Origin of the sequence: Desulfotruncus alcoholivorax DSM 16058 (assembly GCF_000430885.1) — a bacterium.
GTDB classification, from domain to species: Bacteria; Bacillota; Desulfotomaculia; order Desulfotomaculales; family Desulfallaceae; genus Desulfotruncus; species Desulfotruncus alcoholivorax.
The window spans coordinates 1-19,415 of record NZ_AUMW01000013.1 but is presented as its reverse complement, the minus strand read 5'-3'; the positions used below and the strand labels follow the sequence as shown (position 1 = coordinate 19,415).

Here is a 19,415-nt window from a genome sequence, read left to right as displayed (position 1 = left end):
TTTAATCTTCTCCATCTTCAGGGGGTAAAGGCTTGCGTGCGGCTTCCGGAATGGCGGTTGTTGGTAACTTCGTTTCTGTTCCCCGGGCCAGATTGCTTTTTTTATAGCCGTAAATAGCATATACCAGCAACCCCACCCCTGCCCAAACAGCAAACCTGACCCATGTGAGCGGTGGAAGATTAATGACCAGATAGGCGGCCGATATTATGGTCAAAACCGGGATTACGGGCATTAACGGCAGGCGAAACGGGCGGCGCAGGTCCGGTTTGGTTCTGCGCAAAATAATAACTCCAAAGGATACGGCGATAAAGGCGGTTAGGGTCCCAATATTAGCCAATTCTGCAACCAGGCCGATAGGTAAAAACGCTCCGATAGCGGCAACTAACAGGCCGATAATTAAGCTGTCCCATACCGGTGTTCGCAATCTGGGATGCAGCCAGTCAAATACCGGGGGTAATAAATTATCCCGGGCCATGGCAAAAAATATCCTGCTTTGGCCGTACATAGATACCAATAGCACGCTTGTCAGACCGGCAAGCGCGCCAACGGACACAACGGCAGAAGCCCAGGGTATCCCTGCTCTGAGCAAAGCCGTTGTCACCGGCGATGCCGTATTTAAAGTGGTATACTTTACCATTGCGGTAAGTATGCCGGCAACGATTACGTACAAAGTTGTTGAAATAATCAGGGTCAAGATTATACTACGGGGTAAATCTTTTTGGGGGTTTTTTACTTCCTCTGAAGCCGTAGCCACGGCGTCAAACCCGATGTACGCGAAAAAAACTATTGCTGCACCGTGAAACACGCCTGAAATTCCATAGGGGAGTAAAGGTCTCCAATTGGCAGGGTTAATATGCTGAACGCCCAGTACGATAAAAAGTGCAATGGCGGCAAGCTTGGCGGCTACAATAATCTTGTTGGCTGTGGCGCTGTGCTGAGTTCCTGTTATGATCAGGCCGGTAATCAGTAGTACGATAAGAACTGCAGGCAAGTTAATTACTCCACCTTCAAATGGTGAAGTTGTATAAGTTGCCGGCAAAGTGAGACCCAGAGATTGCAAAAGATCTTTTACGTAGGAACTCCACCCGATGGAAACTGCCCCTGCAGCTACAAGGTATTCCAGGATTAAATTCCAGCCCACCAACCAGGCGATTATTTCACCCAGCGAAACGTATGAAAATGTATAAGCGCTTCCGGCAGACGGGATTGCCGCTGCCAATTCGGCGTAAACCATGGCAGCTAAACCAGCGGCAATGCCTGAAAGAATAAATGAAAAAACAACGCCGGGTCCCGCGTATTTGGCTGCTGCCACCCCTGTAAGAACGAAAATTCCGGTACCAATAACGGCACCTACACCCAGTGCTGTTAAATCGGCAACTCCCAGTGTAGGTACAAACCCGCGTTTGTTTTCCTTCCTTTCGGCCAGCAATTTTTCAACAGATTTCTTGCGCCATATGTCCATATTTTTATCCCTCCCGAATATTTTTTCCCATAACTTAGATGTTTTATGTGAATCAATTCTTATTAGACTGCAGGATCCACGTCATCGAACGACAATTTTTTCATGGTAGGGGAGGGGTTGGTATGGATGATGTTTGTTTATTTAATCACGGTATAAAACAGATTTAAAACAACAATGGACAAGCCCAGCCCGGAGACTAAGATTTTTGATAACCTGTTGGCTCGGTCCCGATACATAATTAAGCCGGCAAATATCACGCCGGTGGGCACCACGAAATTGGATGTTTTAAAGCCCAGTGTACTAATTAAGAAATATCCCATTAGCTTTAATACCTTGTACTCTTCCTTTTCGCGCGCGCTCAGGCAAATAAGACAAAATAATATTACTACCCCTGCCGCTAAAGATGCCAGCAATTTCATTAACGATCACCTCGCTGCTGTATATTGTTTATCAAACAATTGACATCCTGCTTTATTTTATATTATTTTTTAAAAAAGTTTGCATAAAGAGGTTTCAATAATGGAATTTGAGAAATTTTTAGATTTGAGTATAAAAGATTACCTTAAACAACCCTGGCTGGCCAGTCAGGCCGCAGGACTTGTTGAGGCGCCGGGAGACATTGCAGTGCGGTCGGCAATACTCCTTGCGCTTTCTGCTTTACCGTTAAAAAAGCAAACTGTATGCCTGGCAAGTTGTGCGGACCGGGACGGCTTGATTAAAGTGCTGGTAGAAATGGAGGAATATGGTGCGGTAATTTCCCTGCTACACAGCGACCTGGCCAGGTGGCTTCCTGAAACCGGTGAATTTGACGATCTGGCGTGGCTAATTAAAAATTTGATCCGGCTAAAAAGACAGGCTGAAGGTAAAAAGGCGCGAGTAGTTATGTCAATAAAATCAGGTTTTGGAACCAATGTAAGCGCCGCCATGATGGAGGCAATCATTGACGAAGCTGTATCAGCTGCGGCTGGTGCGTGTATTCGTTGTCTTAATGGCCCGGGCGGCGACCACCGTATTTGGGAAATACCCGGAGCACTTGAGGATCCTGATCTGGCTGAAAATATTTTAATTATGCTATCCGGTGATCCGCGGGCATTAGCGCTGCTTTTGGAGGATGACCGGCCGGAATTATCCCAATTGGCTCTGGAGTTAAGTGACTATATCCGTTATTTAAAGATAGGAGCCGGCGCCGCTGTCTTCTGCCTTGAAACTATTACGGGCCAACTTAAAAAATTGACCGGTTCAGATGGAAGTAATGATGCATTTTAAATATAATTTGAGGGAGGCGTAAAATGAAAAGTTTTAGAAAAGAACTTTGGTTTGAAGTGAAACAGAGGAGGGAATTAATTAACATAACCTCACAGGTGGAAAAGTGTCTTGCAGAAAGCGGTATTCAGGAAGGTTTGCTTCTTTGCAACGCCATGCACATTACAGCCAGTGTTTTCATTAATGATGATGAATCAGGACTTCATCATGATTTTGAGGAATGGCTGGAAGGACTGGCTCCCGAAAAGCCTTACTCAAGGTACAGGCACAATGGTTATGAGGACAATGCAGATGCCCATTTAAAGCGCACCATCATGGGCAGGGAAGTGGTTGTTGCTGTAACCGGCGGCAAATTAGACCTTGGGCCTTGGGAGCAAATATTTTACGGCGAGTTTGATGGGAAACGCAAAAAAAGAGTGCTGGTTAAAATTATTGGTGAATAAAAGGGGGATGCGTTGATGAAGGTAGTGGCTTTTAACGGAAGCCCGAGGGCAAAAGGCAATACATATAATGGATTGATAACGGTACTGGAAGAACTCAACAGAGAAGGTATGGAAACCGAACTGGTTCAATTGGGTGGGCGCAAAGTTTATGGCTGTATGGCCTGTTTCAAGTGTTATGAAAATAAGAATAAGCGCTGTGCGCGACGGGATGACGAAATGAACACATTTATTGACAAAATTGTTGAGGCTGACGGTGTCATAATTGGCTCACCTGTATATTTTAGCAATGTTTCAACTGAGGTAAAGGCTTTAATTGACCGCTGCGGCATGGTGGCAAAAGCCAACGACGATATGCTGCAGAAAAAAGTGGGCGCAGGGGTAATCGCGGTTCGAAGAGCCGGGGCGACTTTTGCTTATTCAGCCATCAACTTCTTTTTTGGAATTTCTCAAATGATTATACCTGGTTCATGTTACTGGAATATGGGTTTAGGTCGCAACCCCGGTGAAATATTAAAGGATGAAGAAGGGATCCAGACATTTAAAGTTCTCGGCCAGAACATGGCCTGGTTATTGAAGAAATTGCACGAATAAAGTTTTAAATTGTGAAATTACCTCTTTTCTTTTATCCTTCTTTTTAGATTGGGCTTTTCTAAAAATTTTTGGTTCAGGCGGGCGACTGGACGGGTGCGTGCTCAACCGGTATAATTTAATTAACATATTTACTATTAAATTTAATAGATTTTGAAGAAGAAGTTAAACAGGGGGGCATTATGGACAGGCGGCAATTGGAACAGGAATTGGAAAGCCTGGAAGAGGAGCTTGAAGACGTAAAACAGGAAAAACACTTTATGCTGGAGAAAACCAATATTCACGTTCCGGGACATGCCAGACACAGGTTTGACGCAGAAATTCAGGAAATCGAGGAGAAAATAAAAAAGATCAAAGCCCAGTTGGGACAATAAATGTTTAATAAAAGTCAAGGCCGTAATCTCCAACAACTGCACAGGAACGGCCTTTGTTTTTTTTACATCCATAAGTGTTTGTATATTTATAATTACCAACTATACTTCAAACTGCAATACTTGTATTATTGGGATATAGAAGAACCTAAATGGTTCATAGCTAATGTCTAAAGAAAAGGAGCGCCGTATTATGTATCAAAGAGGGGAAAAACTAACTGCTACCACCAATTTAATTTTGCACCGGACCAGTAAAAAAGAAATCCAAGAAGGCATTACGGTCATAGTTAAGGGTGAAGGTGTTTGGGTTTATGATCAGGACGGCAAACAATACCTGGACATGGATTCCGGTGTGACCAGGCCGGTTCATGTTGGTTATGGCAGAGAGGAACTGGCAAAGGTAGCTTATGATCAAATGTGCCAACTGGCTTATTTTACTCCAATGCAATATGCTACTCTCCCGGCCATCAAACTGTCTGAAAAGTTAGCCCAAATTGCGCCAGGGGAAATCAATAAGTTTACCTTTGAATGTGACGGCTCGGAAGCAGTGGAAACTGCTATGAAACTAGCCAGGCATTATCATTATTACCGGGGGGACAAGGCGCGGTTCAAGATCATATCGCGACGGGGGGCTTACCACGGTGTTAACGGAATCGGTATCCGGGCTCTGGGAACGGTAATGCCTATGAGACAGATAATGGAACCTTTGGCGCCCGGTTCAGTTTTCATCGAATCACCCTATTGCTACCGCTGCCCATATAACCTGAAATACCCTGAGTGCGAAATTGCCTGCGCCGGAGACCTGGCCCGTATAATCGAATTTGAGGGCCCGGAGTATATTTCTGTTTTCATAGGTGAACCTATTCAACAGGGTTTCGGAGCCTGTAAACCACCCAAGGAATACTGGCAGATTATTCGGGAGATTTGTGACAAGTTTGGTATTTTGTTAATTATGGATGAGGTTATTTGTGGTTTTGGCCGGACCGGAAAGATGTTTGCCACTGAGCATTTTAACATTCAACCGGATCTGGTGACCATGGCCAAAGGGATAACCAGCGGGTATATTCCTCTTGGCGCCGTAGGTTGCACAGATAAGGTGTTGGAACCAATTGATATTTTCAACCACCTGCATACGTATGGCAACCATCCGGTACCATGTGCGGTCGGCTTGGAAAATATAGAAATTATTATTAAGGAGAAACTTGTTGATAATAGTGCTGAAATGGGAAAATATTTTTTGGAAGCGCTAAAATCTTTGGAGTATCATCCATCGGTCGGGGAGGTGCGGGGCACAGGCTTGTGGTTGGCCATTGACTTTACTACAAATAAAAAAACCCGGGCCCCTTACCCTGTGGCTAATTTGTTAAACATGGTTGCCCGGGCCAAGCAAAAGGGCGTCATTATCAAGATGATGGGTATGGCTCTGGAATTTGCCCCCCCATTGACTATTAAGAAAGAGGAAATTGATTTTGCTGTTAAAGTTATTGATCAATGTATAACTGAAGAGGAAAAATCCATGAATTTGTAAAGCAGAAAATTTTTAATTATTGCCCGTCTTTCTTGGCGGGTAATTTTGTTTTCCCATGCAAGACAGACTGCCGAGTAATTAAGGAAATTTATCGAACAGGTGTTTTATTTGATTTAATTTAGTGTTATAATTAATTAAAACATAGAAAGGCAGGCAGGTTTATGGATCTAACCCAGCAGGAAATAGATATTTTAAATTTTATTAAACAGCATGTCAAGGAAAACGGATATCCCCCAACCGTTAGGGAAATTGGTAAAGCAGTAGGTTTTAAGTCAAGTTCAACGGTACACGGTTACTTGCACAGGCTGGACAAAAAGGGGGCAATAAAACTAGACCCGACAAAGCCCAGGGCTCTGGTTATAGTGGAAGATGAGTATACAAAAGATGTTGTTTCAGTGCCGGTGCTTGGTCAGGTAGCGGCCGGCCTTCCCCTGCTGGCCGAAGAAAACTATGAAGACATGTTTCCGCTTCCCGCGGATTTTACGGGCGGAGGGGATCTTTTTATACTCAGGATTAAAGGCGATAGCATGATTGAAGCCGGAATTTTGGATGGTGACCTGGTTGTGGTGAGGAAACAGCCTAAAGTTGAAAACGGTGAAATTGCTGTGGCTATGATCGAGGGTGAAGCTACGGTTAAACGGTTTTTTCAGGAAAAAGACCATATCCTGCTGCAGCCGGAAAATAGCTTATATGCACCGATTACAGCTCGTGAGGTTGAAATCTTAGGCAAAGTGGTCGGTCTCGTCAGGAAATATTAATTATTATATGAATCAAATGAACCCTTCTTTTTAAAAAATACAGGCTCCATTTGATTGAACCAACTTGTTTTAGATAATGAAAAAATAGTTAGCGCCGCCCAGATAAAAATAAATGATGTTAACCGGCTGGATGTAAAAGGTTCGTGGTAAAGAAATATACCCAGAAATAATGTTAACGTAGGGGCAATATATTGCAAAAAACCGACGATGGATAAAGGAAGCCGTTTAGCTCCGTTTGCAAATAAAACTAGTGGAACTGCTGTTACAACACCGGCACCCATTAATAAAGCTGTAACCATCGGCGTATTGATGCTAAATGCCCCGGTTCCGTTTATATGAACATAAAATACAAATGTTAATGCTATGGGCGTAATAAATAAGGTTTCCAGGGTGATTCCGGTAATGGCGCCGATGTCAACCATTTTCTTAAACAAGCCGTATAAACCAAAGCTAAATGCCAAAGTTAATGCAACCCAGGGAAATACTCCATAATGAAAAGTCATGTTTAAAACGCCTATAATTGCAAGAAGAAAGGAAACTGCTTCCCAAAAAGATAACTTTTCTTTTAACACAATAATTCCCAGCATAACGCTAACCAGTGGATTAATGTAATAGCCAAGACTGGTTTCAAGTATATGGTTATGATTAACAGCCCAAATAAAAGTAAACCAGTTGATACTAATTAATACTGATGCCAGCATAACGCAGATTAATTTCCTGGGTTCTTTAACAATTTCGGATACCTCGCTTAAGCAAGTGCCTGTCTTCCTGGTAACGAGTATAACTGCCAGTAAAAATACAAAAGACCATATAAATCTATGCGCAAGAATTTGTTCAGACGGCACCTGCTGGATCAGTTTCCAATAAACGGGTAAAATCCCCCACAGTATATATGCTCCTGCGGCTGAAGCGATTCCCGTAGCCTGAAGATTTGTTTGGTCAGTTTTCATTTAAAGTCTCCATTCGTGTTTTGGGCTATTTTTTGTAAGGTGCAACTCGTGATCCAACCAGTTAATTAAGTACCGGTATAAGTTTATAATGTTGATATTCTATTATTTGCGCTGATTACCTGCATGTGTGTTAAGGCGCGAGGGCTTGCGCTGCGTCAAAAAAGTAGCTGCCACGTAAGTGCCCCTAAAATTCCTCCAAAGACCACTAATATAAGATTTACTTTCAGGTAAGCGAGGATTACTGCAATAATTCCACCCGTTACGGCAGAGCCCGTGCTTGAGGTTGAAGATAATATGCCCGGGAATATAAGCGCGACAATGGCTGAATAAGGTATGTAACTTAAAAAGCGTTTCCAGAAGGATGGAAGTTGAATATTTTGTAGTAAAACCATGGGCAGCATTCTGGGAACATAAGTAACCGCACCCATCCCTATTACCAAAAGCAGCAGGTTGTCCATTAAACTTCACCGTCCTTACAGAAAAGTGCACCGGCGGCCGAGGCAGCCACAGTTGTAATTATTATGGCCCAGCCGGCAGAAAGGCCTTCAAAAACAGGAAGCCAGTGCAGCAATGAGTTTACCGCTACTGCCAATAAAGAAATAAAAAGAACCGTTTTTGATTCTCTGACGGAAGGAACAAGCAGCCCGATAAACATCGCATACAGGGCAATGCCCATGCTTGATTGCACCATTTCCGGCAGACCTGCGCCTAGAAAAACCCCCACCCAAGTCCCAACATTCCAGGCGCTAAAAGCTAATAAATTCAATCCGAAAATGAACCCGGGGTCAAGCTGCTGCTCCTTGCGCAACGACGCCATGGTAAAAGTTTCATCTGTAACGCCAAAAGCTAATAGCGCCATCCACTGTTTTGATGTATCTGCTTTAATCCGGCGTGAGAGGGAGGCTGTCATCAAGAAATGCCGCAAATTTAAAATGAAGGTGGTTAGAACTATCTCCCAGGTGGTGGCGCCCAAAGCCAGCAGGTTGACCCCCACAAACTGGCTTGCCCCGGCAAAAATCAAGAGCGACATTAAAGCGGTTATATAATTTGGTACACCGGCCGATTGCGCCAGCAGGCCAAAAGCTATTGCAATAGGCAGATAGCCCACGGCAATTGGTATGCCAGCTTTTATTCCGGCGGAAAAAGCCGTTTGATCTTCCTTTGCTGTTACTGCTTCCCTGATTAATGCTTTCATTGTTTATACCTCCGATATTATATTATACATTATTAGAAAGTTAATTAAATTAAAAATTAAATCGAGCCGGAGGTAATTGTAATCTAATTTTATTCTAACACTGTTACTATAATAAAAACAATTCGGTTGTAAACCATGTGATTCTGCATTTTACAAAGATACTGTGCATTATGCCGAGTAGGTGAACTGTAACATTTGCAGCTTTGATGGCTTAATCTATTAAACGGTAAGCATTAAATAATAAACGCCCCTAGCCGTATCCAAAAGCTGGATTTTTTATTTTTAACTGGTTCTAGCAGTGATACTGTCAGTATATACATAATATTTTAGGGGAGCAAAATTAGCGGATTATGGGAGCTAAATGCCCCCATAATCCCTATCCGGACACAAACTACCTAAACCAAAAAGTCAATAAAGAAAGCTTTTCCAAATTTACGCCAACTCAAGCAAACAGCGTTGTCCCCTTTATTGCGGGGGGGAGTGCTGTTGTGTTGCTGAATGGGAAATGAAATTCTGAGGCGTTTCAGGCAGCTGATACCAGCCCCTTTGGGTCATATAATTATATACTTCATACGACATCTCGATGCAATTTCTGGCCATGTTGGTGAGAGCATTCCGCAGGTGCGGCTCAGAGCTTTCCAGGGCAGCCCTGGTGTTGGTGTCCGCACTGCACTTATGGAATAGAAGTGCTCCCTCGGCAATCATCTTATCGTTAATTGCAGAGGTCTGCATTCCGGTTTGACCGGCCATTTGAGGATTCATTGAGGCAGCCATACCGGTAGTTCCGGTAGTGTACATTGAGCCTGAGGCATATTGTCCCGTGCCATAGGGCTGCGCTGTCATCTGGGCACCTGTGCTGAATTGAGTGCTCTGGCTGCCGGTGCCCATGGTCAGTGCGGTGGGTATAGGGATTCTACTGGTATCCATTCCGTGTGACTGCATCATCTGAACCATTCTCTGGAAGCTGTCCAGGGTATGTCTTTGCTGCCTTTCCAGGATCGAGCGAAGCTGCTGGTCTTGGCAGGTGTTCAAATAAAGGTTGTAGTGGTCTACCATGCATGCGTTGGTTCTCAGTACTTCGCTAAGTACCATTGCCTCTCTGGTTCCGGTTTTCATCAAATTCCTCCTTGAAAAGAGTTTTTACACTGGTCTATTATTCAAAAATTTACCGGAAATTATTCAAATAAACATTATTTAATCCTGGATAATTTCAATTGCGCCCGACTGCTTCATCATGGCTCTGACCCTGTCTGCCTTGAGCGCGCGTTCTTGAAAATTTTAATAGAAATATCAGAAATAATGAGATAAACTTGAGCTAATCTTATAACTGTGGGGGAGAAAATTTGGACTTTAAAAGCATTAAAATAATTAATGGTCCTAACGCCAGCAGGTTTCCAAGCTGCACTACCCTGCTCGTTGACGGTGGGGACACGGTGGCGGTAATAGACCCGGGGGCCGGGCCGGAAGCATTTGCAGTAGTAGAAGATAAATACATAATTGATATAATCATTAATACACATTACCATTTTGATCACATCAATGGAAATTATCTTTTCCCTAATGCCCGGGTGCTGATGAACCCAGTTGAGGCAGGTTTTTTTTCAGAAATAAGAAATGTAGCCAAATGGCTTGGCATAGCCGAGATTTTTGGAGATAGTGGAGTTGAGGATTGGATTAAAAAAGTATCTGATCCAAAAACCAGACTAACCGGTTATTCACCCTGTTATCGTCACGAGTGGTGGTTGTCTACAAGACGTGAAGCGCAGTCATACCAGTATGACCGGGAATGGCAGATCGGCAGAGTGCGTGTTATCATGATCCATTCGCCCGGTCATACCCGCGGTTTTTGTTGTCCTTATTTCCCTGACGAGGGTCTGGTTTATACCGGTGATATTGATCTCACCGGCTTTGGCCCCTGGTATTTTGGCAGCGACGGTGATATAGAAGAGTTCGTTGCTTCAGCCCGCCGGGTCGCTCAATTAGACGCCCGGTGGTTTTTGACCGGACACCAGGAAGGGTTATTGTCCCGGAAGGAATTCAAGGAAAGATTGGAGCAATACCTGGACATAATAAATCAACGACAGGAACGTTTGGAGTCAATGCTGAGAGAAGGGATCAGGCCGGAAGAAATTTCAGGTCACGGCTTTGTTTACGCAGCCAAGTACCAGGTTGATCCCTGGATTGCCATGTGGGATAAGATAGCAGTGCGAAAGCATCTGAACGTACTGGGAATGGACGTACCGGATCAGTAAAATCAAAAAGAGAGGAAAAGTCCCGCCAGGGAGTTTTTCCTCTCTTTTTGATCTTTACTAATAAAAATATCCTTACCGCTTTCCCGTGATCAGGCCAGCTTGATGCCCTTCTTGGGTTTGTAGCCCAACCCGATGGCGGCAATCTTGCGACGTACAAAGGCCAGCTGCATCTGCAGCGGGAGTTCCATGGGACAGTTGTCGTCACAGGCCATCAGGCCCATGCAGCCGAAGGCGCCTTCTTCCGAACCCACGACCTCAAAGTATTCCGCCGGGGTCCGCTCGTCCCGCGGGTCCAGCATGAACCGGGCCACCCGGTTAATCCCGGCGGCGCCCAGGAATTCATCCCGGATATTGGCAGTGGCGCAGCCCGCTATGCAGCAGCCGCACTCAATGCACCGTTCGGCTTCATATATTTTATTGGCCGTTTCGTTGTCCATGCGCTCTTCCTGGGCCTTGGGGTCAAAAGTTTTGCTGGTATGCACCCAGGATTCTGTTTTCAGCGACATGTGCCTGAACCAGGTGCCGGTATCGACAGACAGATCGCCGATCAGTTTGAATACCGGCAGCGGGAATAACTTAATTTTATTGGGCAAAGTATTGGTTAAAGTTTTGCACGCCAGCCTGGGGCGCCCGTTGATGATCATGGCACAGGAGCCGCAAATGGCTGCCCGGCAGACGAAATCGAACATGAGCGAAGGGTCCTGCTCTTCCCTGATCCGGTTTAAGGCTATGAATATGGTCATGCCCGTTGTTTCATTAAGCTTATAAGTCTGCAGATAAGGTTGGATTTCCGGTTTTTGCGGGTTGAAGCGGAAAACTTCAAAAGTAAGTTCTCGATCAGCCATTATTTGCCTCCTTTAGATTGAGCCGAGGATTCGCCGTAACCGCGGTCACCCGGCGGCAGCTCGGTAATCTTAACGGGTTCGTATTTCAGCTCGGGCAAATCGGCACCTTCCGGCCAATAGGCCAGGGTACGCTTGAGCCAGTTAACGTCGTCCCGCTTGGGGTAATCTTCCCGGGCGTGGCTACCGCGGCTTTCAGTGCGCATCAGCGCACCATAGGAAATGCAAAGCGCCAGCTTGATCATACCGGGAAGTCGAAGCGCCTGGGCCAGTTCAGGATTGGCCCCTTCGCCATTGGAGCGCAGGCCGAGTTTTAGGGACCGGTGGTAAATTTCCCTAAGGTTGGAAACTGCTGTTTCCAGGTCTTTGCCGTTACGGAAAATACCGACGTAATCCATCAGATTCTTTTCCATTGCGTTGCGCAGTTCATATACGTTTTCCTTGCCGTTCCAGCCGTGAACAAGTGCTTTAATTCTGTTTTCCTGCTCTTTGACCGCGTTATCCACCAGCTGGTAATTGTATGATATGGTGGCGTCTTTAGTGTATTCAGCCACCTTTTTGCCGATGATCCGGCCGGCGGTGATGGTTTCGGCCAGGGAGTTGCCGCCCAGGCGGTTAAAGCCGTGCAGGTCCCAGCAGGCTGCCTCGCCGGCGGCAAACAGTCCTTTGAGCCCGTAGGCATAACCGTCGGAATTGGTCCTGACGCCGCCCATGCTGTAGTGCTGGGTGGGGCGCACCGGAATTAAATCTTTGACCGGGTCCACGCCGGCGAAATTACGGGCGATATTGGCGATTTCCCGCAGGTTGGTGTTGATGTGTTTGGCCCCGAGGTGCCGGATGTCCAGCCACAGGTGGGGGCCATAAGGACTGTCCACACCGTAACCGGCCCGAATATGCTGGATCATGCGCCGTGATACCACGTCGCGGGAGGCCAGTTCTTTTTTCTTGGGCTCGTAATCAGGCATAAACCGGTATTTATTTTTATCCAACAGGTAGCCGCCGTCACCCCTGGCACCCTCAGTAATCAAAATCCATACCGGAACCATTCCCGTCGGGTGGAACTGAACGGCTTCCATGTTGCCCAGGGGAACAACGCCTGTGTTCAGGGCGACAAACATACCGTTGCCTTCGTTGATTACCGCGTTGGTTGACGCGCTGTAAAGCCTGCCGTAGCCTCCGGTGCAGATTACTGTGGATTTAGCGATATAAACACGTAGGTCGCCGGTACGCAGGCAGCGGGCCACCACGCCAAAACAATTTTCCCCGTCGTGAATCAGGGAAATTGCTTCGGTACGGTCGTGTACCGTTATGCCCAGTTTGATCACGATGCTGTCCATGGTGTACTGCAGGGTGTGGCCGGTGCCGTCGGCGGTATAGCAGGTGCGCCATTTGGCAGTGCCGCCAAAGTCACGGGCAGTGATTAAACCTTCTTTTTCTTTTTTCTCCTCGATCTCGCGCCCATCGGGCAAGATTCGCTTGCCTGCCACAACGCGGCTCCAGGGCACGCCCCAAACGGCCATTTCCCGGACCGCCACGGGGGCTGTTTCTACGAACATCCTGGCTACATCTTGCTCGCAGCCCCAGTCAGATCCTTTTACGGTATCTGCGAAGTGAACGTCAGGGTTGTCTCCCTCGCCCATGGCGCAGTTGCCTAAAGACGCCTGCATGCCGCCCTGGGCGGCTGTACTGTGAGAGCGGCGCGGGGGTACCAGGCTTAAAATTATTACGTCCTGTCCCTGAGAAGCTGCTTCTACGGCAATTCTTTCCCCGGCCAGGCCGGCGCCTACGACCAGACAATCTGTGATAAAGGTTTGATATACGCTCATAGGGCACCTCCTAACTGGACAAAGACAAACATGGCGGCCAAACCTAAAACGAGTATGATAGCAGTAATGGCCTTAGTTACATAACCTATTGGCTTACGTGGGAACCAGCCCCATTTAACGAACTGGCGGTAGATGCCGAAACCGGCGTGATACTCGCCTACGATCAGAAGTACTAAATAAAACCACCAGAAAGATTCCATGCGATGGGCGCTGTTGACGGCCCTAATCGGCCAGCCGGTTGTGACCATCCAAACGTGAATGCCTGCCAGCACCAGAATGGCCATACCGGTTATGGTTTGAAACACCCAGGTCCAGGTGTCTGTATGATGCAGCATTTTGGCGTGCTGCCAGACAATTCTTTGTTCCTGCATCCGGGTTGGTATTCTGCGGCCCGCAATAACAAAATGGAAAAGTGCGACAACTACAATAAACGGAATACCAACGTATGAAAGATAGTATTTGTCCAGAAATTCCGACAAACTGTTAAACATGTCCTGGGAGATAAGTATAGTGGCCACGAAAAGCATGTGTGTCCATAAAAATCCCACCAGGAGAAGACCGCTGGTCAATTCTGCCAGATCCAGATACAGGTCGGTTTTGTTGCTTTTAGTCAGGGTTTTTTGTAGCAACATTCCTTCTCCTTTCCGCTAAATCGTTCTAGTTTCTAACGCTTAACAATAATGTAATTGAAAGTTCTTGTTTTTACCGGCTATCCCTCCTTTATATAATTCAGTTAATAAATTAAAAATTATTAGAAAATTTTAGAAAACTAAAATCTAAAATTTAAAAAGATACTGCATTATTATTTGACGCGAGCACGAGAAGTTCCTGTACAAGAAGGAAACAAAATTTGCGGTGAGCTTTGTTATCCATTTTTCAAAATTTCTGCTTTTACATTGCAAAATTTATGCCTCCGCAATTAGAGGACAATTTATGGGATTAGCCCGGTATTGGCGGTATTAAATTTTATAATATTTAGAAATTGTATTTTTAAAAACTTTAAAAGTGTAGGAAATATATATAGCGTCTAAACTTTAGGTGTTTATAAAATTTAGAAAATAATTGTTTCAAGCACGGCATAGTTAACAGGTAAAACCTGGGACACAATAAAAATTCAGGCAAACTTTAGATTGCTTTATTGAAAATTCCTTAAAAACATTAGCACTTGCAACCTTTAACTTATTTAGAGCGGCACGAATGGATTTATATGAAATGGTTTCCTGTAATGGTTTAGTCAAATTTAGGATATTACTAAAACAACTCTCAATTATAAGGAGGACTAAAAAAATGAAAGCAACTGGGATTGTCAGAAGGATTGACGATTTAGGGCGCGTCGTGATACCCAAGGAAATCAGGCGTACTATGCGCATTAGAGAAGGCGAGCCTCTGGAGATATATGTAGATAGAGAAGGAGAAGTAATCCTCAAAAAATACTCTCCAATAAATGAGCTGGGTGAATTCGCCAAGGAATACGCCGATTCTCTGCATGAGGCTCTGGGACACGTGGTCTGTATTGCGGACCGTGATGAAATTATTGCTGTTTCCGGTGGTTTTAAAAAGGATTTGCTGAAAAAACCTATTAGTAACATGCTGGAAGAAACAATTAACAACCGGCAGACCAAAATTATTGAAGAAGATCACAGCCTTGGATCAGATGAGCGTGTGCAATTTAAAAACAGTGTGGTATCACCTATTATCGCTAACGGAGACGCCATTGGAGCTGTTATTATAACTTCAGCGGAAGAAGCCAAAATGGCAGACCTGGAAAAAAAGTTGGCGGAAACTGCAGCATCATTTTTAGCAAAGCAGATGGAAGAATAAATTAGACGCCTCATTCAGGGGCGTTCTTTTTTATGTTTTTAGTACCATTAATTACCACTTATATTATGTACTTAAAAGAGGCAAGATACTAGCGTAAGGTTCGTAATGGCCGAGCCAAGATTGTTACAGGGTCGTAAAGGCTCTGTAATAGTCGGCCAAAGGTTAATATCGGGTCATCAAGGCTCGGTATTAGCCGGCGGGCAGATCGGTAAATGTTCCGGCAGGCTATATTGCAGTCTAAAGCGATTGCAATATGGTCGTAAGGGATGTTTACCGGTTGAGCTAAGACTATTATGGGTTCCGATAATTTTAACAATTAAACATGGTCCAGTGTTTCTGTTGAAGTTGCTCTGGGTTTGCAGCAGTCGAGAGATTGTTGCAGGCTCATAAGGTATCCATAATAGTCGAGCAAAGATCATTATGGGTGTCGTAATGGTTCTTGGCAGCCGAAAGGTTGTCAGGGGCTACGCAGATACTCATAGTGGTTGTAGCGTAGGTCATTACGGGCTTGAACTGAAATCCCCTTTCTTTTTAGAAAGGGGATTTCAAATTATGTAACATTTTTTGTTCCGGTGGAGAAGGATCTTTCTAAAAAGTTTACCAGGAAAAAAACTACTGTCCGGCGCTTTTAAAACAAGCGTAGATGAAACTGATTAAAGCGCGTGTTTTTACCGGTGTGTTATAATATGATGGAAATAATATTATTGCGGAGGTTACATGAAGTCTAAGGCTTTGCAAGAATTATATGTTAAGATTGCCAATTGTAAGTGCCGGTGCCCGGGAGAAAGAAAAGGGGCCGGTTTGGTCAGAGACCGGTACAACCCGGATACCGGGGTTGTTTTTCTGGGGGAAGCTCCCGGCGGTGAAGAAGTAAAGCAGGGAGTCCCCTTTGTGGGCCAGGCCGGGCGCAAGCTCGATTCATACCTTGAGCTGGCAGGTTTAAGCCGGAAAGATGTATTTATTATTAATTCCGTTAAGTGCCGGCCCACCAAAAACGAAGGACGGGCCAACCGCAAACCAACCGGGTGTGAAGTTAAAGCCTGCGCTCATTGGCTGGAACAGGAGTTGGAAATATTATCACCCAGGGTGATAGTAACCCTGGGCGATGTGGCTTTAAGGAAATTTGGCGGAAGTAAGGTGAGAATCGGTAATTACCACGGCCAGCCGCTGGTATGGAATCAAATTATCGTTTTCCCTCTTTATCACCCGGCAGCTGCTATCTACCGCCGTGCTCTGGAAGATGTTATCAAAGAAGATTTTATTAAATTAGGTCGCTGGCTAAAGCAAAACATCAAGCAGTAAAACCATCTTTGGCTGCAGCCAGAGCTGCACCTAAAGCCCCTACCAGTTGGGGTTCTTCCGGGACCAGCACATCGACACCCAGTTTGGTTGCCAGCAATGAGTTAATACACCGGTTTTTAGCGACGCCTCCGGTAAACACCAGCGGGGTTTTAAAACCGGCTCTTTGTAGCATTCCGACCGTCCTCTCAACCACTGAGGCATGTAGTGCCAGGGCGATGTCTTTTTTGGGCGCCCCCCTGTGCAGCAGGGTTACCGCTTCCGATTCGGCAAAGACAGTGCACATATTGCTGATTTTAATTGTTCCCTCGCCGGTTAGAGCTTCCTGGCCAAATTCACTTACGGAATTGTAACCCAGAGCTGTTGACATTATTTCCAAAAATTTACCGGTGCCGGCTGAACACCTGTCGTTCATCAGAAAATCAATTACCGCGCCGTGCTCATTCAATGATATAACCTTGGTATCCTGCCCGCCGATGTCCAATACCGTTCGAACTCCGGGAAAAATCCAGGCTGCGCCTAGCGCATGCGCTTTAATTTCAGTAATGATATCATCGGCGAATTCCGCTTTGGCTGAGTGTCTTCCATAACCGGTGGCTACGATTCGGCTGTATGTCCCGTCAAGGATTTTTTGGGCGGTGTCGGTTGGCTCAAAACCGGTATCTTCGAGTCGAAACTGTTTTATCTGACCCGCTGACATAGCCACCATGCCTATGGTTCTGGAGCCGATGTCAATTCCGGCATACACTGCAAAAAACCCCTTTACCTTAACATTTCTATAAAAGCTTCCACTCTGGTTTTTAGCTGGCCTGCGTCCTCCTGGTCATACCCTGTTTCAATTTTCAAGAAAGGAATTCCCTTTTGTTTCATCATTTTTTCCACCCGGTTGGCTTCAACAGCGTAAGGGTCGCAAAACGACAGGGTGCAGTGAATAACTCCGCCGGCATGGTATTCCTTGACCAGATTCTCCAGGTTTTCCAAGCGCCCGGTATTGGGTGTAAATACGGCGCAGTTAATTCCCAGATACCTGGCTGCGATGTTTTCCAGCATGCTGTCTAAGCTCCCGGCTTCGGCCACCTCATTTTCAAAATAGCGCATCCCGGTGCACATTTCCTCGGCTACAATGACAGCACCGCTGGTTTCAATGATATGAGGCACTTTCCAGTTGGGGATGGCCATGGGCGTGCCGGTAACTATTACCCTGGGGGTTTTGGGGGGGAAAGCACCTTCTCCGGCACTAATTTTTTGCTCCAGCTCATCACAAAGCTCGTTGACCTTGGCGGTAAACCTTGCGACATCGTCGTACATAGCTATTTGTTCAATCAGCAGGCTATCTTTGCCGCTGATCGGGGCAGGGTCATTTTTGCGCAAATTCGACAGGCGCCTGAGAGCCTGCCGCTTTCCATTAACTTCCTGAATAGCTTTAGCCAGGCTTTCACGGGTTATTTCAATGCCTGTGGTTTCTTGGACCAGGCCGGCAAAATCCTGAACTTCTTCCAGCCAGAGCTGTTTATCCCGGCCTTTTTTCATTTGGGGTGTTTCCATAACGTGGACAGGCACATAATCATTCAATATTTCAAAGGCTTTCTTCTTTCCGTCACAGGTTGTCTCTCCAACCACCAGATCGCACGATTCAAAATAAGGGCATACTTTAGCCAGCTTAAAGCCCATAAATGATTTAATTAAAGGGCAAATGCTTCTGGGCAATACCTGTTCAGCTTCGGCGGTTCCCATTTCCAGACCCGAACAAAGGCCAATGCAGATGCCTCCGGCTGCCCTGACAATTTCCTCTGGAACAAACACGCAAAAAGCGCCGATTACTTTGCCGCCTTTTTTCTTATGCTCCTGAAGCTCCTGAATTCGCAGCCCGTGGATTTCATTAACAACAAAATCAAAATACTCCATGCTTTGAGGCCTATTCGTCTGCGTCAGGTAAACATCGTGATAAGTAGGGGGTAAAGCTTGTAATAGTTGATCGTGGGCTTTCAGGTTAAGTCCCAGTGAACGCCACATTTCATTATAATGATTACTCATCAAAATCCCTTCTTTTACTGTAATAATCTTAATTACTAATTATATATAAAGCAAGTTGATCACTCAAATAAATAAAATTTATAGTCAAGTGTTAATTATAAACTAATTAAATTAATAGAATCCCATGCCGTTAAAGCGGCACCATCAGAGATTGAAAAAATAGTTAATGTGAAAATACAACTTTCAAAGCAGAAAACAGATCTTCATAAAAATGCAAATAGGATGCCCGGGATTAAGGCCGACCCGGCTAACCCTTAAGAACACTATAAGGTCAAAATTTTTCTGGCCAAGGCTATTAAACTTAACAAAATATAAATATTGCCTTTACAAAAGTAACAAACGGTTTACTTTTATTTAAAACTGTTTTGTTAATGTATTTAAGGTGGGGATAAATGTTTACAGACGTTTATGTGTTAGTTATTAGACAAGAAAAGGTGATTGATCAAGTCCAAATTGTTGTGTAAAATTCCTCAGCTAGCATTTTAACCTGAACACCGCCACTTAAATTATCCAGCTCGCCATGCGCCAGTCAAGGGTAAAGGCTTGCGCCTCCGCTTCGCGGACCCTTGACAGGCGCACGGCTCCGCTGGTAACGGTTGACAAGCGGTGTTCAAGGGTAAATATATTGGCCTTATTTTTATCGGATATAAGCGACATTACTTCGATGGCAGGCAAGGTTTTGCTCTTTTCGCCACTGCAGGTATTCGCTCATATCCAGATACTTTCTACCGGTTGCCCACTTATCGTCAAGCTCCATGAGCAGGGCTCCGATTAAGCGTACTA

Annotated in this window: 21 protein-coding genes and 1 pseudogene; 9 read left to right on the top strand and 13 right to left on the bottom strand. The window is 45.3% G+C overall.

From position 1 onward, the window contains the following. Position 1: 1 nt before the first annotated feature. Together H569_RS19560 and H569_RS0107330 are read right to left on the bottom strand one after the other, a co-directional pair. Positions 2-1,462 carry an amino acid permease gene (locus tag H569_RS19560; RefSeq protein ID WP_034629863.1) on the bottom strand — a complete coding sequence of 487 codons (1,461 nt, stop codon included), beginning with the start codon at positions 1,460-1,462 and terminating at the stop codon, positions 2-4. 137 nt (positions 1,463-1,599) lie between these two features. Then, positions 1,600-1,881 (bottom strand): hypothetical protein, encoded by a 282-nt coding sequence (locus tag H569_RS0107330; protein WP_027364472.1) that lies wholly within the window; start codon positions 1,879-1,881, stop codon positions 1,600-1,602. 100 nt (positions 1,882-1,981) lie between these two features. Here H569_RS0107330 and H569_RS0107325 point away from each other — a divergent pair, with 100 nt between their 5' ends. From H569_RS0107325 to lexA, 6 genes are all read left to right on the top strand, one after another. Next, a complete protein-coding gene (locus H569_RS0107325; protein WP_027364471.1) occupies positions 1,982-2,728 on the top strand; it encodes a hypothetical protein in 747 nt (248 codons plus the stop codon). Positions 2,729-2,751: 23 nt separating this feature from the next. Next, the gene (locus tag H569_RS0107320; RefSeq protein WP_027364470.1) at positions 2,752-3,168 is read left to right on the top strand and encodes a secondary thiamine-phosphate synthase enzyme YjbQ; all 417 of its coding nucleotides are present in this window, start codon (positions 2,752-2,754) and stop codon (positions 3,166-3,168) included. Positions 3,169-3,183: 15 nt separating this feature from the next. Next, on the top strand, positions 3,184-3,759 hold the full coding sequence (locus tag H569_RS0107315) for a flavodoxin family protein (RefSeq protein WP_027364469.1): 576 nt from the start codon (positions 3,184-3,186) through the stop codon (positions 3,757-3,759). Positions 3,760-3,938: 179 nt separating this feature from the next. Further along, positions 3,939-4,130: a hypothetical protein gene (locus tag H569_RS0107310; protein WP_027364468.1), complete on the top strand. Its 192-nt coding sequence runs from the start codon at positions 3,939-3,941 to the stop codon at positions 4,128-4,130. 190 nt (positions 4,131-4,320) lie between these two features. Next, positions 4,321-5,655: an aminotransferase family protein gene (locus tag H569_RS19555; protein ID WP_157833480.1), complete on the top strand. Its 1,335-nt coding sequence runs from the start codon at positions 4,321-4,323 to the stop codon at positions 5,653-5,655. Positions 5,656-5,816: 161 nt separating this feature from the next. Beyond that, the gene (gene lexA, locus H569_RS0107300; protein ID WP_027364467.1) at positions 5,817-6,413 is read left to right on the top strand and encodes a transcriptional repressor LexA; all 597 of its coding nucleotides are present in this window, start codon (positions 5,817-5,819) and stop codon (positions 6,411-6,413) included. Here lexA and rarD read toward each other — a convergent pair. The 4 genes from rarD to H569_RS0107280 form a co-directional block, all read right to left on the bottom strand. Continuing rightward, positions 6,410-7,363, bottom strand: coding sequence for an EamA family transporter RarD (rarD, locus tag H569_RS0107295; protein WP_027364466.1), 954 nt, complete (start codon positions 7,361-7,363; stop codon positions 6,410-6,412). The two genes, lexA and rarD, sit on opposite strands and share 4 nt — an antisense overlap. A gap of 155 nt (positions 7,364-7,518) precedes the next feature. Then, on the bottom strand, positions 7,519-7,821 hold the full coding sequence (locus tag H569_RS0107290) for an AzlD domain-containing protein (RefSeq protein ID WP_027364465.1): 303 nt from the start codon (positions 7,819-7,821) through the stop codon (positions 7,519-7,521). Further along, the gene (locus H569_RS0107285) at positions 7,821-8,558 is read right to left on the bottom strand and encodes an AzlC family ABC transporter permease (RefSeq protein ID WP_051273412.1); all 738 of its coding nucleotides are present in this window, start codon (positions 8,556-8,558) and stop codon (positions 7,821-7,823) included. Before H569_RS0107285 ends, H569_RS0107290 begins: the two co-directional genes overlap by 1 nt. A 465-nt stretch (positions 8,559-9,023) precedes the next feature. Beyond that, positions 9,024-9,674, bottom strand: a complete 651-nt coding sequence (locus H569_RS0107280) for a spore coat protein (RefSeq protein WP_027364463.1) — start codon at positions 9,672-9,674, stop codon at positions 9,024-9,026. 227 nt (positions 9,675-9,901) lie between these two features. Between H569_RS0107280 and H569_RS0107275 the strand changes: the two genes are divergently transcribed. Beyond that, a complete protein-coding gene (locus tag H569_RS0107275) occupies positions 9,902-10,810 on the top strand; it encodes an MBL fold metallo-hydrolase (RefSeq protein ID WP_027364462.1) in 909 nt (302 codons plus the stop codon). Positions 10,811-10,899: 89 nt separating this feature from the next. On the opposite strand, the gene H569_RS0107270 is transcribed toward H569_RS0107275, so the two are convergent. Genes H569_RS0107270 through H569_RS0107260 form a run of 3 tightly spaced genes read right to left on the bottom strand, consistent with a single transcriptional unit; the run spans position 10,900 to position 14,110 of the window. Beyond that, positions 10,900-11,655 (bottom strand): fumarate reductase iron-sulfur subunit, encoded by a 756-nt coding sequence (locus H569_RS0107270; RefSeq protein WP_027364461.1) that lies wholly within the window; start codon positions 11,653-11,655, stop codon positions 10,900-10,902. Beyond that, complete coding sequence (locus tag H569_RS0107265) at positions 11,655-13,478, bottom strand: fumarate reductase flavoprotein subunit (protein WP_027364460.1); 1,824 nt, start codon at positions 13,476-13,478, stop codon at positions 11,655-11,657. Before H569_RS0107265 ends, H569_RS0107270 begins: the two co-directional genes overlap by 1 nt. Then, positions 13,475-14,110: a succinate dehydrogenase gene (locus H569_RS0107260; protein ID WP_027364459.1), complete on the bottom strand. Its 636-nt coding sequence runs from the start codon at positions 14,108-14,110 to the stop codon at positions 13,475-13,477. The genes H569_RS0107265 and H569_RS0107260 overlap by 4 nt, the downstream gene beginning before the upstream one ends. Positions 14,111-14,765: 655 nt before the next feature. Between H569_RS0107260 and spoVT the strand changes: the two genes are divergently transcribed. Continuing rightward, entirely contained in the window at positions 14,766-15,299 is a 534-nt protein-coding gene (spoVT, locus tag H569_RS0107255; RefSeq protein WP_027364458.1) for a stage V sporulation protein T, read from the top strand. A 717-nt stretch (positions 15,300-16,016) separates the two neighbouring features. Further along, a complete protein-coding gene (locus H569_RS0107250) occupies positions 16,017-16,601 on the top strand; it encodes a uracil-DNA glycosylase (protein ID WP_027364457.1) in 585 nt (194 codons plus the stop codon). Here the strand turns inward: H569_RS0107250 and H569_RS0107245 are convergent. The 4 genes and pseudogenes from H569_RS0107245 to H569_RS22170 form a co-directional block, all read right to left on the bottom strand. Continuing rightward, positions 16,591-17,346 (bottom strand): acyl-CoA dehydratase activase, encoded by a 756-nt coding sequence (locus H569_RS0107245; protein WP_027364456.1) that lies wholly within the window; start codon positions 17,344-17,346, stop codon positions 16,591-16,593. The two genes, H569_RS0107250 and H569_RS0107245, sit on opposite strands and share 11 nt — an antisense overlap. A 14-nt stretch (positions 17,347-17,360) precedes the next feature. Beyond that, positions 17,361-18,632: a double-cubane-cluster-containing anaerobic reductase gene (locus tag H569_RS0107240; RefSeq protein ID WP_027364455.1), complete on the bottom strand. Its 1,272-nt coding sequence runs from the start codon at positions 18,630-18,632 to the stop codon at positions 17,361-17,363. 501 nt (positions 18,633-19,133) lie between these two features. Then, positions 19,134-19,289 (bottom strand): hypothetical protein, encoded by a 156-nt coding sequence (locus H569_RS22720; RefSeq protein WP_169726456.1) that lies wholly within the window; start codon positions 19,287-19,289, stop codon positions 19,134-19,136. Beyond that, a pseudogene (locus H569_RS22170) lies at positions 19,270-19,415 on the bottom strand (IS256 family transposase); the annotation flags it as partial. The gene H569_RS22720 and the pseudogene H569_RS22170, both read right to left, overlap by 20 nt.